General features: G+C 57.1%; 10 protein-coding genes. 3 read left to right on the top strand and 7 right to left on the bottom strand.

The genetic code is table 11. The features are described from left to right. Positions 1–11: 11 nt before the first annotated feature. On the top strand, positions 12–992 hold the full coding sequence (locus AB4Z15_RS23125; RefSeq protein ID WP_442019116.1) for a DUF6414 family protein: 981 nt from the start codon (positions 12–14) through the stop codon (positions 990–992). A 1,300-nt stretch (positions 993–2,292) separates the two neighbouring features. On the opposite strand, the gene AB4Z15_RS23120 is transcribed toward AB4Z15_RS23125, so the two are convergent. Continuing rightward, entirely contained in the window at positions 2,293–3,657 is a 1,365-nt protein-coding gene (locus AB4Z15_RS23120; RefSeq protein WP_442019115.1) for a GmrSD restriction endonuclease domain-containing protein, read from the bottom strand. 1,614 nt (positions 3,658–5,271) lie between these two features. On the opposite strand from AB4Z15_RS23120, the gene AB4Z15_RS23115 reads away from it, so the two are divergent. Together AB4Z15_RS23115 and AB4Z15_RS23110 are read left to right on the top strand one after the other, a co-directional pair. Continuing rightward, positions 5,272–6,375, top strand: coding sequence for a hypothetical protein (locus AB4Z15_RS23115; RefSeq protein WP_442019114.1), 1,104 nt, complete (start codon positions 5,272–5,274; stop codon positions 6,373–6,375). A gap of 646 nt (positions 6,376–7,021) precedes the next feature. Further along, positions 7,022–8,182, top strand: coding sequence for a hypothetical protein (locus tag AB4Z15_RS23110; protein WP_442019113.1), 1,161 nt, complete (start codon positions 7,022–7,024; stop codon positions 8,180–8,182). A 169-nt stretch (positions 8,183–8,351) separates the two neighbouring features. Here the strand turns inward: AB4Z15_RS23110 and AB4Z15_RS23105 are convergent, their stop codons facing one another. From AB4Z15_RS23105 to AB4Z15_RS23080, 6 genes are all read right to left on the bottom strand, one after another. Beyond that, positions 8,352–8,705, bottom strand: a complete 354-nt coding sequence (locus tag AB4Z15_RS23105; RefSeq protein ID WP_442019112.1) for a hypothetical protein — start codon at positions 8,703–8,705, stop codon at positions 8,352–8,354. A gap of 341 nt (positions 8,706–9,046) precedes the next feature. Then, the gene (locus AB4Z15_RS23100; protein ID WP_442019111.1) at positions 9,047–9,418 is read right to left on the bottom strand and encodes a hypothetical protein; all 372 of its coding nucleotides are present in this window, start codon (positions 9,416–9,418) and stop codon (positions 9,047–9,049) included. A gap of 183 nt (positions 9,419–9,601) precedes the next feature. Further along, complete coding sequence (locus AB4Z15_RS23095; protein WP_442019110.1) at positions 9,602–10,333, bottom strand: hypothetical protein; 732 nt, start codon at positions 10,331–10,333, stop codon at positions 9,602–9,604. 181 nt (positions 10,334–10,514) lie between these two features. Continuing rightward, complete coding sequence (locus AB4Z15_RS23090; protein WP_442019109.1) at positions 10,515–10,847, bottom strand: helix-turn-helix domain-containing protein; 333 nt, start codon at positions 10,845–10,847, stop codon at positions 10,515–10,517. A gap of 4 nt (positions 10,848–10,851) precedes the next feature. Next, positions 10,852–11,949, bottom strand: coding sequence for a tyrosine-type recombinase/integrase (locus AB4Z15_RS23085; protein ID WP_442019108.1), 1,098 nt, complete (start codon positions 11,947–11,949; stop codon positions 10,852–10,854). 602 nt (positions 11,950–12,551) lie between these two features. Beyond that, positions 12,552–13,820, bottom strand: coding sequence for an MFS transporter (locus tag AB4Z15_RS23080; protein ID WP_442019107.1), 1,269 nt, complete (start codon positions 13,818–13,820; stop codon positions 12,552–12,554). Positions 13,821–13,874 lie beyond the last annotated feature (54 nt).

Below are 13,874 nucleotides of genomic sequence, written 5' to 3'. Positions count from 1 at the left end.
GTTGGAGAAGCATGGCAAGCTATGAGTCGCGACCGCGAGAATTCCTGTACGTCGACACCCAGCGCGTGAAGTCTTTCCTAGCTCACATGGAAGGCGGTCTGGTTGAGCAGACCAAGGCTGGTCACACAGACAATGTCAAGGCCGACGCCCAGGCGAAGCTCCTGGGGTTCGGCGGGGGCGGCGGCTACTCGCACGACTGGAAACGAGAAGAGCAGAAGTCTCTCCAGGACGTAGTTTTCTCCCTGTTCGAGGACTCTGCGGATGAAAACGGATTCATCACCGACGCCACTGATGACTATTACGACGCCGCAAAGTGGGCCGATGGCAGCGTCCAGGCGGAGCTTGAGCCAGCTCAGATCATTCGGATCACATGCGAGGTCCAGATGCTAGATGGGGGACTTTTTGAGTCCAGACTCGAACGCTACCTTGGCATGGTGGATTCGCTCGCACGGCTTTCCACCAATAGCGCTGAGGTGAAGCCTGTGAAGGGCACGTCGGTGGCCAAGCAAAAGGCGCAACTCCTTCAAGATGCCCGCACAAGCTTAGTCGGAGATGTTGGCGAGGAAGGCATCAAGGCGATGTACAATTTCGTTCACTCCTTCTTGGGCGATGACATAGCCATGAAGGCACTTCCCTGCGGAGAAAAGCACTTGGAGTTTGGATTTAGTGGCTCACTTCTCAACCGAAATGACTACATCCAAGAAGAACGCGAGCACCTGTTCAGTCGCTACGGGACTTACATGAGCAACTGGACTTCCGTTCTTCAAATCGCCAGCGTGCCTGAACAGGACGAAAGGACGAAGCCCGAGGGGGGTATGAACTTCATTCTTCCCTCTGGGAACATCTCAAGAGCCGCCACGGAGCGAGGTGCGGCGAGTCTGCTAGGAGACATGGAACGCATCGGTCTTCTAGACGGTCCGCGTTGGCCCACCGTCAGCGTTACGCCGCTTGGCATTTACAGAGACGTTCCAAAGGCCAAGAACAGCAACTGATGTCACTGTGCAAGGAAGACCAAGGTCCAGATATGTCGTCCCCGAAGGCACACGCTGCCGAGCCAGCCAGTAGGGGGCATCTTGATGGCTTTGAAGGGTATCGGACTGCCAAAAGAAAAGAATACGTTTCTGCGCTAAAGACTGGTCTTGTTGCTCTCGACGCCAACGTGCTTTTGGACCTGTACCGTTACGGCGAACAGGGGCGCCACGCGGCCTTTCAGCACTCATCGGCCTGTACACACTGAGAAGGACTGAGGCAAGGGAACACGATCGGTGGCCCCAGGAGAAGCGGCGCGAGGCTTATGTCGAATTCCTCATGGCTACGCGTGCCATTTACGAGGCGATTTCCGCGCGCGGGATATCGATCGGTGGGGCAGACCTCGCTGAGGATTAGCCGGAACCGAAGTCAGAGGAGCTGTTGAAAGCGCACTCGGACATTGACGGCAAGCAAGGTGCAGTAACTCGTGCCCTCGACTTACTTGTGATTGTCGGCCCGGAAAGGATGATTACGGCTGGCAGACGCGTTACGGCCCCGCTACGGGGGGGAGTGATCTACTACTCGCCAAGCGTTGGGACGCAGTTCAGTGTGACCACCAAGGCCAGGATCATGGAGTATGCAGAAGCCACAGGTGACGCTGGCCCTTTTTGGCTAATCTGAGGGATGCATACTCAAAAGGTCCTGTGGACCTCGACAAGTACTGCCAAGCTCATCAAGATCACAGGCTGGACGTCCCTTGGAACGCATTTACAACCGAAGGCCAAAAGGTGTTGGAGAATCCAACGCCTGTTATCCAATCCTCAGGCGATACCGCTTGGTCAAAAATTGTCGCAGCAGCAACGCGAAACCTCTAGCTGCTGAGTCATCAAGCAGCTCGGGCGTGGAAGGACGCCGCTTGACGAAATCTCCGTTATTCGCGTTCTTTATCGGGTGCACGTAGACGAGAGAATCCCACATCCAACGGGGGAAAACGTCTCTTCACTTGCTCATGAATCCTTCAATGCATGGCTTGTTGAGTAAGGCTCGAAACAATGAGTGGTTTGGAATTCGCAGCAGGGTGGCTTCGTCCCGTTCGTGGCTGCTCATGATCATCTACCCATGGCATTCAACGGCTGCTCGGTTCAGTGTCGGCCTTAGCTCTAGAGCAGGTCGTGAACTTGCGCAGGCTTGTTCTGCAATTGGTGCTGGGCCAGCTTCCAGGATTCGTCGGGAACGGTGGTGCTAGGCGGCGCTTCGTTTCGGGAGCGCCACCTAGCTTCTGTCAATCCAGCACTGAGCCGTCGACAGTCCGTTCTTTTGGGCCTACTTGTACCAGGCGGCTACGCCGCCGTGGTGGGAACAGGTGCCACGGTGGGTGGCCGAGTAGGAGAGTGTTCCGTCGTTGCAGAGGGCCGTGGCGCCTCCACCCGGGGCAGGGGCTGCAGGAGCTGGTGCAGGTGCCGCAGGTGCGGGGGCCGGAACCGCCGGTGCCTGAGCGGCTGGTGCCGGTGCTGCGGGGGCCGGGACTACGGCCTGGGCGGGCGCGGGGTCGGCTGGTGCCGGGACCGCGGCTTGAACTGGTGCCGGTTCGGAAACGGTGGCAGGTGAAGAGGCTGCAATGACAGGTGTTGACGGGGCCTTTTCATTAGTTGGTGCGATCTGGTCCTTGCAGTCGCCCAGTATCTTGGCCATGGCGTCGTGTTCGGCCTGAGTAACCCACAGGGTGTAGGTGGACTTGACCGAGATCTGCCGTGCGACGTAGTCGCAACGGAAGGTCTTGTTCGGCGGCAGCCACGTCGCGGCGTCGCCGTCGCCCTTCTGTATGTTGGTGGGGCCGTCAGTGGACTGAAGATTCAGCGGGTCGTTCGCGAAAGCGGTCCGCTGTTCCACAGACAGTTGCTGGGCGCCCTTTTGCCAGGCGTCGCTGAGCGCGACAACGTGGTCAATCTGCACGGCGGCGCTGGTTCCGGAGCCACGGACAAAGCTGATGGTCTTTGCCGAGTACGGGTCGGCGAGGACGCCGGTCTGGACCTTGCACTGGACACTGTTGGTGTAGGTGATCTGGCTGAGGTCGCGTTTGAGGGTGTCGTTGCGGGTGTCGCAGCCGTTCCGGTCCACATCGGCCCAGGCTCGACCGAACTGTTCCCTGTCATAGCCGGTCTTGGGGGCTCTGCCCTTGATGGGAAGGGTGGCCAGAAGGTCGAGTGCCTTGGTGGCGTAGGCAGGCTGCGCATGCGGGGCTTTGTACGTGGCGGTTTTGGCCAGCTCGGTCGTGGTCTCCGGGTCCAGTGGGGTGCCGGTGTCCGACTGCGTTGGAGTGGGTGTGGGCGTGGAGCTCTCAGCGGTGGCGGCCAGCTTCTGTGCTTCGGCTGCAGTTTGGGAGGCATCGAGTGTCTCCTTTGGCTTTGGTGGTGTGATCGCGGCGCCGACCACCATGAGCACGAGCGCACCGGCTAGAAGGATGGCGCCGGCCTTTCGGCCCCCGCGGAGCATCGCCCAGGAGCGGCGGCCGGTCACGACAATGTATAGGCCTGTCAGCAGAGCAAAGAGTGCCAGCGTGAGCAAGACGCCTCCGAAGCCGGAGGAGAAGGCGCCGCTGATCATGAAGAGCAGCGCCAGGATGCCCACGATGATGGTGGGTTTTGAAAGCCGGAACAAACCTGTTCCGGGTGGTGTTTGATTCGACAACGAAGGATCCCCATTTCGACTTCGGGCAGCGTCTATCACCACCCGCGTAGGGCGCGGCGACCGCACCCAAAGGGATCCTAGTATTTGAATTACAACTTTGATATTCGAGCGCGGATTATGACCCGTCGCCCGTCCGAGCGAAAGCCCCAAAGAGCTGTAACGGAGTCAGCTTCGGAGGCAGGCCGCCGCCCACAACTCGTGAGGCAGTGTTGAAGGCGAGGACGAACACGGCCGAGGCCATCCAGACGTGCGAGCCTGGCCAGGAGACTCAGATAACCGGCCAAAACTGGTGTGGGCTGACTAAGGAGTTCCCCGCAAGTAACGGCAGGGTCGGTTGTCCAGTTCGCCGCAACGCGCCGTGCGTGCCCCAGGAATCGAGTCCGCCTGTCGAGATTGCAAGGGATTTCGCGAGACGCCCACGTGTTTCCTGATCTGCTGCCAGATACCGTTCGCGCAATTCGTGGTCGCTGATCTCCGGCTCAAGGGGGTTATGGCACATCAGGCAGGCCCTCAACCCGGGGGTCCCGCACGCAAGACATTGGCCACAAAGGTTGTAATAGACGCACCGAAAGCGTTCTCGGGATCATGCGTTGTAGCGCTGACAGCGAGCGATTTTGTCCAAGCTGATAACAGAAACCTTGCGACTGCTGGCGGCTGGGGTGCTCCTGGGCAAGGCCCTAGTGCGGATCCCACACCAGCCCCCAGATCCGAGTGCGCTGCCGCGTAGTCGCTTTTGGAAGACGTAGCCAGCGGCGTGGGCTGCGGCGACGTAGGGACCACATGGGAGGTTCCCTTCCACACTGTCTTCAGGGGTTGAGCACGTCATCCCTCCCCACAAAATCCCCGAAAGCCAAAGATAGCTGGGCGTTGTCAACGCGATCGATGCCGATGATGGAGCTCTGCTCCGGAGCCTGTGCCGACCACATAACGATAAGTGGCACCCCTCGATTGGCTTTGGGGGTTCGAGAACCGCGGGAAGGAGCTTTGCCTTGGGCAAGACAATGTAATTCCGGCCACGGGCGCCGACTGCTCTGGCTAGATGGTTGACCAGCATCCAGAGTGCCCGCTGGCCTGCCACCTTACTGGAGGCAGAGGCAGAAATATCAACGTGGACGCTCTGCGGCATTCTCTGGTCATAAGGGGACCAAAACGCCTCCAGCCGTGCCAGAATGCCTGTTTTCGATGGTTTCCATACAGCCTCCTTCGGATACCGGCTTTGGTCTATTTGAAGGGGAACTATTCGGATCAAGGTGAGTGCCTCGTCCTGCTTTGGCCGGTCCAACTATCTTCCTCGCGCAGGTGAACTACCAATTCCATGGCGAGGGGGCCATTTTGTCAGGGTTGGGGAGCACGATCGAGAGAGCTCCAAGGTGTTGTGAAAAGGCCATGTCATCGCCGGTGGCGGAATGTGCCGTGCCAACGCCCGCGTGCGTGTGACCTGGGCGAGTCTTTGCATCGAGTAGTGCCTGAGGCGCTTGCCGACACCACTCATTCGGCCAGAAACGGCACAAAACTCATCCTACTTAATATAGGTGGACGGGCGATATGCTACGGGGTAACCACAGCATTACCGCTTGCGGGAAGCACTGCTACGAGGCTAAGACGAGGATCTGGATGAGCAATGAAGATACGCAACTAGCTGACTCAATCGTAGATCAGATAGAAGATCTTTACGAGAAGATCAAGTTCCGAACGATCTTCATCATCTTTGTGGTGGCTGTGGGAGCGATCCTTGTACTGAGCTTTGTAAAATCGCTTCTTGCCGCTCCAAAGGATCCATGGCCTCTATTCATTGGGAACCTCGGTGACATTGTCGTACAAGGTCTAGGGGTGTCCATCGTTGCTGGACTCGTACTTGAGCTCGTTTTCGGAGGTCAGCGAAGAGAGGCCACGAAACGTCTCTTGAAGCGAGCTGCGCAGACCGTGGTTGCGACTATCCAGACAGAATCGAGGGCCCAGTATGAAGAAATGATAAGAACTCTCAAAGTAATAAAGCCTCTTCATTACCCCACGCACGTATTTCGCGGCACTGGCAGCCCAGATCCAGAATTCAACACTGCCTTAATGAAGGACCTTGCCAGCAGTAAACACTACTATTTTCAGGGCACAGGCGGTTCTTGGACCGCACTTAGAATGCACCATCTTCCGCCCAAAGTGTCAAGAGTCAGCATTATGCTTCCTGACCCGTCCCCTGACGCGCCTGGGTATGTGAGTCTTATCCGCTACGAAATGACTCTTCCTCACAACAGGAAAGCTCGGCGTACGTACGAACAGATCCAACATTCTTGGCGAAGCCATATCGCCCAAGCACTTGTGGGGCTCTTCCTTGCGCGTGGACCAGTTGACTTTGAGATTTCATTCCTGAGTAAGAAATTTTCGAATCGCTTTGAGATATTTGATAATGCTGCTTATGTTTGCGCTCTGGAGCGTGATGAGGACAGCGATCGCAAACCTTATCCCGAGACATTGCGTTTCGATAAACAGACTTTCACCTACCCATTTCTAGATTACATTGTCCGAAACCCTGGCGCACCATCGAGCAAGTTCAATATTACTCGAAATACAACCGAAGCAGAAATGATTGAAAAGCTAAATGAGTTGCGCCTCTTGGGAGATTTGGGAGCTAGTCTCGATTGGACAACTCAAAATGCCGAATTTAATGCTATCAAAGATAGTTTCACAGCGTTTCGCACAAAGCACGAACCTGAATTACTTTAGAGCATAGGAAAATTGTGACTGAAATTGCCCGTCTACCCAAGTCTGCTCAATCCATAATTGGTGCTGCGCAAGGACTTAGAGACTCAGTTGCCGTTGGTGATCATCTCCATGAAGTTTTGCAGTCCGATGAGGCCTCCTATTTTTTGGATCAACTCGGTGCGAGGTCTCTTGACCTTTCCACCTTAGTTCGCAGGGACCTATCTCGTGAGGTCAGTACGCATTACAAGTGGTGTCTATTTGCGTCTAATGAGCTCTCACTTTGGATAAACGAATACAAGGAGACGACGACGACAACAAGTTATGCACGCAGTATACACAACCACCGATACTCGTTTGCGTCACGAGTGATAACTGGAGAGATCAGACAGCGACAGTTCGTCGTAACTCATCACGAGGGTGTCTTGCAAGCGATAAAGATTGAAAAAGACTTTTCCTGTGCTGAGGGTCAGGGTTATGGTATTGATATGAACACCGTTCATCAAATCGCTTCGTGGGCCCCTGGCACTTCTACGTTAGTTTTGAAAGGGCCGATGCAAAAGAGCTCTAGTACTGTGTTCGATTTAGCAGACTTTAGCGTGCGCGATGTGAAGTCAATATCATCCCTAGCTCCTCAGATTTTTAATGCTTCTCAGTTGTCAGAGTAATCATGGTTCTTTCTGCTGACTATTTTATTTCATCCAATTGCCGCTCGTCCGCGCGTTATATAGCTGTTATCGCTCCTAATTTTCGCGAAGTGCTCTCGAGTTGTGGTTCGACTCTAGATGCTCTTGACCGTCTTTATGTTGAGACACAACTTCTTGCCGAGACCATGGAGGCGATTACGTTACGAAACCAGGGAAAGATCATGATGGTCGCCCAGGACTATGAGCATCTACGCGAAGTAAAGCAACAAGTCAGCCTTTATAGTTCTTCGGCTGAAGTTAGTGTCTGGATGAAGGAGGCGTTGAACCGAGTTAGCTATGTGGATCTCAGATGGGTTGATCTCCAGTGGCCGGACATGGACACTTCATCTCGGTTCGCCTTGGCTCACTACCTCTGTCTACAGGCTGCTCGGTTGGGTGGATTGGTCGGTTCGGGTTGGCGTGATGCGCGATGCATTGAGAAGTGGTTCCACTGTGACTTTGGAACTGATGCGGCCATTGGTGACGTGAAAGAAGCAATGCGGAAGTCACTCTATGCCGTAGCGTTGGGCGGTCTCCAGGAGCCTACCGTGCTGGATGACCTCGAACGGTGGCACCTTGCGTCCCGAATTTGGCCCACAAAGGGCTATGTGTTGCAGACTGATATTCACGACACTGAACGTATTTTTTCTCCAGACTTAGACAATGCCCTTTCGCGCTACTTGGATCGAAAAATATCTTTTTTCAGCCTGATATCGGAAAGCCTTGTTATTCGTCAATCTCATAATCTTCTTTTGGAGCGCTACTTCGCGCAATTCCAGCAGTTAGGACTACGGATGTTTCGCGCGTCGGGGGACGGCATTGTCGGCTTTGTAGAGTCCCTCGAAGAAGTGCGTAAAGTCGAGTTTACGGCATCTCGCCAGGCTGTGAATGACATAGCTAGTGGTGTTGCGGCCGTGCCAATTACGCATGATAGTCAGAAAACAAGGAGAGACCTTGAACTGGCATTAACTACGACAAAACTCATGAAGTCTCATCCGATAGCTGCGACAACATCATTCATAGTGGGCAGTACCATACGAGGCATCAGTATTGTGGACTTACTTGATATGTTAGCGCTGCGCGGACGGGTCGCTGAGCGCGATATCTTTCGGGATTTTTGGTCTAGATCAGCTGTCGGCGGGTAGCCTTCCGATATCCTGCCGGCGGTCTGTTAGGGTCCAACCTTTCTTCGCCGCAGTCTGGGCAGGATCCGTGGGTGCGCAGGGCTGTGCGTGTCAGCGGGTCCTAATCTGCATATTCTCCAATTGGATCACTCTTACTGGCAACCGTGCATATTCGTTTCGGCACTAATGCCTACTTTTTGCCCGTGCTGTCGCGGCGTAGATCATCCAGGAGTTGGAGGGCTGCTAACTGGGGGTATTCGTCCCGGGTAGATCGCCATCGGTCGTAGGCATTCCAATAGCTCAGTGCTCTCTGCCCTGTGAGTGTCATGAACGTTGGGTTGTCGGCGATGAATTGCCTATATGACTGTCGAAGTTTTGGGCGTTTTGGTAGCTCCGTGGTGAGGAATTGGAGTATGTCGGTCGCGATCTCGACCACGTATTCGCCGCAAAGTTGGATGATGTAAGGAATGGTCCACGGCGCGTCTTCCTGCAGGAGCTTCCTAAGGGCTTCTTGTCGGATTCTGCCGTCAGTGTCTCTGGTCATCCAAGCCCAAAGCACGAGTTGTTGGGTTTGGTTCAAACCCTCTGCGCGGCGCGACTCGGGCCACGCGTAGTAGACCCTGTATGGGATCTGGACGAGCTGACCCTCGATGATTATTCCGGGCCGTTGTGGGACTCCGGAATGCGTGTCTTGAATTAGGTGAGGCGTTGTTTGGAGTTCCGGTCTTCGCAAACTAAGGAGTGCGGAGTCAGCATCTGCGCGAATCGATGATGGCACGGCGCTTAGGAGTAGCGTGTCGCTAGCCGAAGCTTTGTTCATTGAGTCATTAAACAGTGCTTCAAGAGCGGTTGTGTCATCTAGGTCCCCGGTCGGGTTCCTAGGTATCAGGACCAGGGTTCTGCCGCGGCTGCAGCGTGCTTTTGCGTGACTTGGTAGCTGAAGCCGAGCATTTCTGCCACGAGCGGTGCCGGGACTTCTTTAACGAGCCCGCGCAGGGGTGCGTTGCGTGCGCCTAGGAGGTCTATGCCGATTTCTCTGAGCCGCATCATGAGCGTGTTGGGGTGTATGTGTTGCCCGACGCGGTAGCCGGGAAAGAGCCACGGACTGCCGGAGCTACTGCCGGTACGCATGTTGGGGCGTGAGGCGAGGTGTCTAGTGAGCAGTGAGGCGAAAGGTTCGGGGACTGGCGCTGTGTGTTCTTCCCCGAGTGAGAGGCGCGGACCATCGGGTGTCAGGATCACGTCGGTGCTTTTCATCGCGGCGATCTTCACGACTGGTTGGGCGTAGAGCAGCAAGAGAGTGCCGGCGACCCGGTAGGACAGGATGCCATGTTGTCGGCGAGGCAGGCCTTGAGCAAGTGAGCCTGTGACCTTGGGTGAGCAGTGGCACGGTCTTGGCCTGCCGGAAGCCGATTGCGATGTTGGTGCAGGTCCGGTTCTTCACCGCCCAGACGAAAAAGGTTCTGATGGCATGTCGCGTTGTGCGCCGTCGGCCAGCCAGGCGTCGACGTCGGCCTGGAGGCGGGAGGCGACCGTTCGTCCGTGGATGAGCTTGAGCCAGATGAGGAATTTGATGGTTTCGGTGATTTCCTGCTTCGCGCTGTGCACGGGACCTCGAGTGGGCTTCCCGTCTGTGGAGAGCGTCCTGATGCGTCGCACGTGGTGCCAGCGGGCGAAGGACTCAATGGGTCGCCGAACCTCGATGTCATCGATGTCATCGAGCTTGCTGAGTAGCCACCGCTGAAAGAGCGCGAGGTAGTGATCCCGCCCGGGCAGTAGGTTGTGGTGGGTGAGCAGGCTGCGCAGGTGCTCCACCCGTAGGCTGTTCGGTTCCCTGTCCAGCGCCTCGTTAGTGAGCGGGATGTCTCCGGTGGCGAGTCGCTCGAGCAGTTCGCGGACACCGGGTTTGCGGAGCCAGGTGAGGATGCTTTTGGGGCGCTGGGCTCCGCAAAGCGCAGCGAGTAGTTTCGCTGCCGTCCTTTCCGTGCCCTGAGACTCGTCGACGTGCAACAGAGCCCTGAGGTCGTTCCGGAGTGAGCAGCGGGCGCAGGTGTTCTGGCGGTAGTGCTCGGTTTCCGTCCCGCAGCCGAAGCAGTGGTAGTCCTGGGTGATGCCGGCACAATCGGCGCAGACTGGCTGGTCACTGTGGGAAGCAGACCTGCCTGGGAGCATGCGCGCTGTCCCGCAGCCGGGGCAGGTGCCGTGGGTCCGCATGGCGATCGTGAGACAAGTCCCGCAGATCCTGCCTTCAGGCCAACTGGTGCGATGCTTACCGGCTGTCCGTGAGCATCTGTCGCAGGTGAACACCCCGGTGGTACGGGGTCGGCCGCGGACGCCAGGCCGGGGGGTGGTCTCAGCCGTCATCGCGGATCACGCGGGCACGTTTGGGGCGGATGGTCTTGTTCAGGTCCACGACGTTGGTGTCGGAGGCGGCCTTGCGGACTTTGGCGTCTGTTGCCGTGACGGTGACAAGGTCTTCGGGTCCGCAGGAGAAGATGTCGCAGAGGGCGGCGATCATCATGAGTGAGACGCGTTCCGGGCGTTGGGTGACAAGCCGATAGACCTGGGAGGCCGAGAGTTCGATGCCGCGTTCTTTTAGCAGCGGGCCCAGGTCTGTGCTGTTGTGCAGTCCGCGGGCTGCCATGAGTTCGGCGAGTCGCCAGCGGTAGTCGATCTCTCGTTTCATGCGTTCAGTCTTCCATCCCGGCCAGCGCGTCCCGGATCGTGGAGTCCAGGGTACGGCGCAGTGTCTTGACCCGGTAGTCGCTGGAGACGGAGGTGTAGAGGGCCGTGGTCGAGGCGTGCTCGTGTCCAGCCTGGTGCTGGACGAACAGGGGGTCCATGCCGGCTTCGATGAGGTGGGTGACGTAGGAGCGGCGCAGCGAATGGATGTCCAGGCCGGGGGAGAGGCCCAGCCCTTGACAGTACCGGTTGAACCTTCGGTTCAGCGCCGTCTCCGAAACAAGGGTGGCCCGTTCGGAGGGGAACAGGTCCAGGCCGTCGGTCATGTGCGGGTGGCCGCGTTCCAACCAGTCGGCGATGATCTCAGCCGACCAGTCAAACACTGTCAGGACGCTGCGGCGTTTCGGGGGAGACCCTTTCATGGCCTTGCCATAGCGGACCTGCAGCACTCCGTACTTGCCAAATTCGCTGGCATGCGGCTTCCTGGCGAAATCGACAGTCTGGAGGTGTCTGACCTCATTGCGTCGTAGCCCCCAGCAGTAGGCCACCTTGAAGAGGACAGCGTCGCGGTAGGCCGGCAGCCAGCCCTTGCGGCCCAGGGTCACAATACGGTCCACCTCGTCATCGGCTCGGTCAAAGAAGGCCTGTAATTCTTGCCTGGTAAATGGGCGCCGGACAGGAGCTGACTCTGTCGCCTGCGCATGGACCGCGGTGTTCCAGTCGAAACAGACCTGCGAAGGATGCGTTCCGAAATACTGCTCGCAGACCCGGTCCCAGCCATACTCAGGCGAGGTTACGTACGAGCAGAACGCCCTCAGCGCCGCCTGATAACTCCGGATCGTGGACTGGGCCGCGTGCTTCACGCTGCGAAGATCCCCGAAGAACTCATCCACATGTGCCGGTGTCCACTGCCACGGATAATCATTCGTGGACTCCTGGAACCGCGTCACCAGCCGCTCCCGGCCCTCGATAGTGCCATACGCCAGGTTCCGGCTCAACTGCTGGTTGCGCCATCCGGTGAGCATTTGGGTGAACACGACGTCCTCCGGATGAAGGAAACGCACTGCGCCGAAGTCGAGCATCCGTCCCGCTGAATCGACCGCCATAAACCCTCCTGAAACATTGCATTGGATGCAAGAATCATGCAATTAATGCAGAACCCCCGCAAATCCGCTGCTCAACGAGGGATGCAAGTTGAATGTCCGGTGGCTATGCGTGCCCATTAGGTGCTTTTAGGAGTGCCCTGCGCCGACTCTGCGTGAAGTGTTTCCGCAGGTCAAATGCGCTTTTCGAAGATGAACTACTACGTGGCGGCGAGTAACGGCAGAGGAGGGGCGATCATGCATCGGATGCATTAATCACTGTTCAGCTTGTCATAACGCCGGTTATCGGCTCCCTGTTCCGCGACTGGGTGGCGTTCAAAATCTGCCATGCCTACGGGCTTCGCCCGGCGCGAAATGACTATGCTGGACTTGGAAGACTTCGGCCCGGTTTGGAGCAGTGCAGGTACGGTGTGACCCCAGAAGGTGCCCCCGCGCTACTGTTCGCCGCTTCCAGGACCGCAACGATGTGTCCCTCAGTTGATAGGGCCTTCTCTTCCGCCACAGGCAGCTTTTCGTGGGTGTAGGGCCCTGGCCTCCATGAGTGAGATTGACCGGCTCGGCCGATTTACGCTGTGACACTGGGGAAGTTCAAGCCATTCCGTCCTCTATTCGGTCACTGCCTGACTGGAAGAATTTGAGGCTTGAGCGCTTTCGGGGCAGGGAATCGGGCGAGTGGAGACGACATGAAGAATGAGCGCGCACAGGGCCAGCCCTGCGGCGAGATAGGGTAATTTGCTGCTGTCGACGCCTACCGCTAATAACGCTCCGCCGCAGGCGGCACCAATTGCTTGGCCGACATATATCGCTGACGAATTGAGGCTGACGACCACCGTTGGCTCATGAGGCACGAGGCTGACCAGCCGATGTTGCTGCGGCGTCGTATTGGCGACGAAGAGCCCCCCCCATAAGAACAGGAGAATCATGCAACCCCACAGTACGTGAACGTTGGGCAAGAGTAGAAGGACCACCACGAGCATGCTCACTGTGCCTGTCAAGGCTCGGCGCGAGCCAATCCGGTCGGTTAGGACGCCAGAACCAAGCGATCCGGCAAACGCGCCGACTCCGTAGACGACCAAGAGGACAATGAAAACAGTTCCCGTGGCACCGACCGTAGACTGAACCAAAGGGGCGACGTAGGCGTAGGCGCTAATTCCTGCGGCGATCAACAATGTTGTGACTACTAGAACCCGTGTCACTGGAGCAAAGCGCATGATACCCAGCATCCGCTTTATCGAAGTTTGCTGGCCTTGCGGGAGCTTTGGCACGCCAATAGCGATGACCGCAATCGCCACCACGCCCAACGCAGTGACAACCAACACGGCGCTTTGCCACGACGAAACGCCAGCTAGAGCCACTCCCAGTGGAACACCGACGGCGAGAGCAGCGTTGAGGCCACTCATAACAATTGCGAGTGCCTGACCTCGTTTGGCCTCAGGAACAATTGCAGCTGCCGCGCCGAGGGCGACTGGGCTGAATGCAGCTGCACCGATAGCAGCGATGATTCGGGTAACCATCAACAATTCGAGCGAGGTTGCGAACGCAGAAAGTGCATTACCAACCGTAAAGATGCCTAGAGCAATGAGCAGGAAAGATCGCGTCGGCCAGCGACTGGCAAAACTTGCCAGGATTGGTGCGACAACGGCGTAGGTAACGGCGAATACGGTTACTGATTGCCCGGCGACCGCAACGGGGACATGCAGGGATGCTGCCATGAGCGGCAAAACACCACTGAGGGCGAAGAGCCCCGTCCCCACAGCGAAGGAACCAATAGCTAAGAGCCAGACAACCCGCCAAGGCTGTGGAAACGTTGAGAGATCTTTTTTGTTTGTCGAGTCCATGAGCAGCCAGTCAAACTCCTGTGGATTGTCCGCCATGGGCAACCCCATGATGTATTGATGTACGAAAGTGAAATGGTCCGCCTGCGAATC

It is taken from the genome of Paenarthrobacter sp. 2TAF44, assembly GCF_052114885.1.
Taxonomy (GTDB): Bacteria; Actinomycetota; Actinomycetes; order Actinomycetales; family Micrococcaceae; genus Arthrobacter.
Note: the sequence above shows the minus strand (reverse complement) of the source record. Positions and strands in the feature narration are given on the sequence as shown.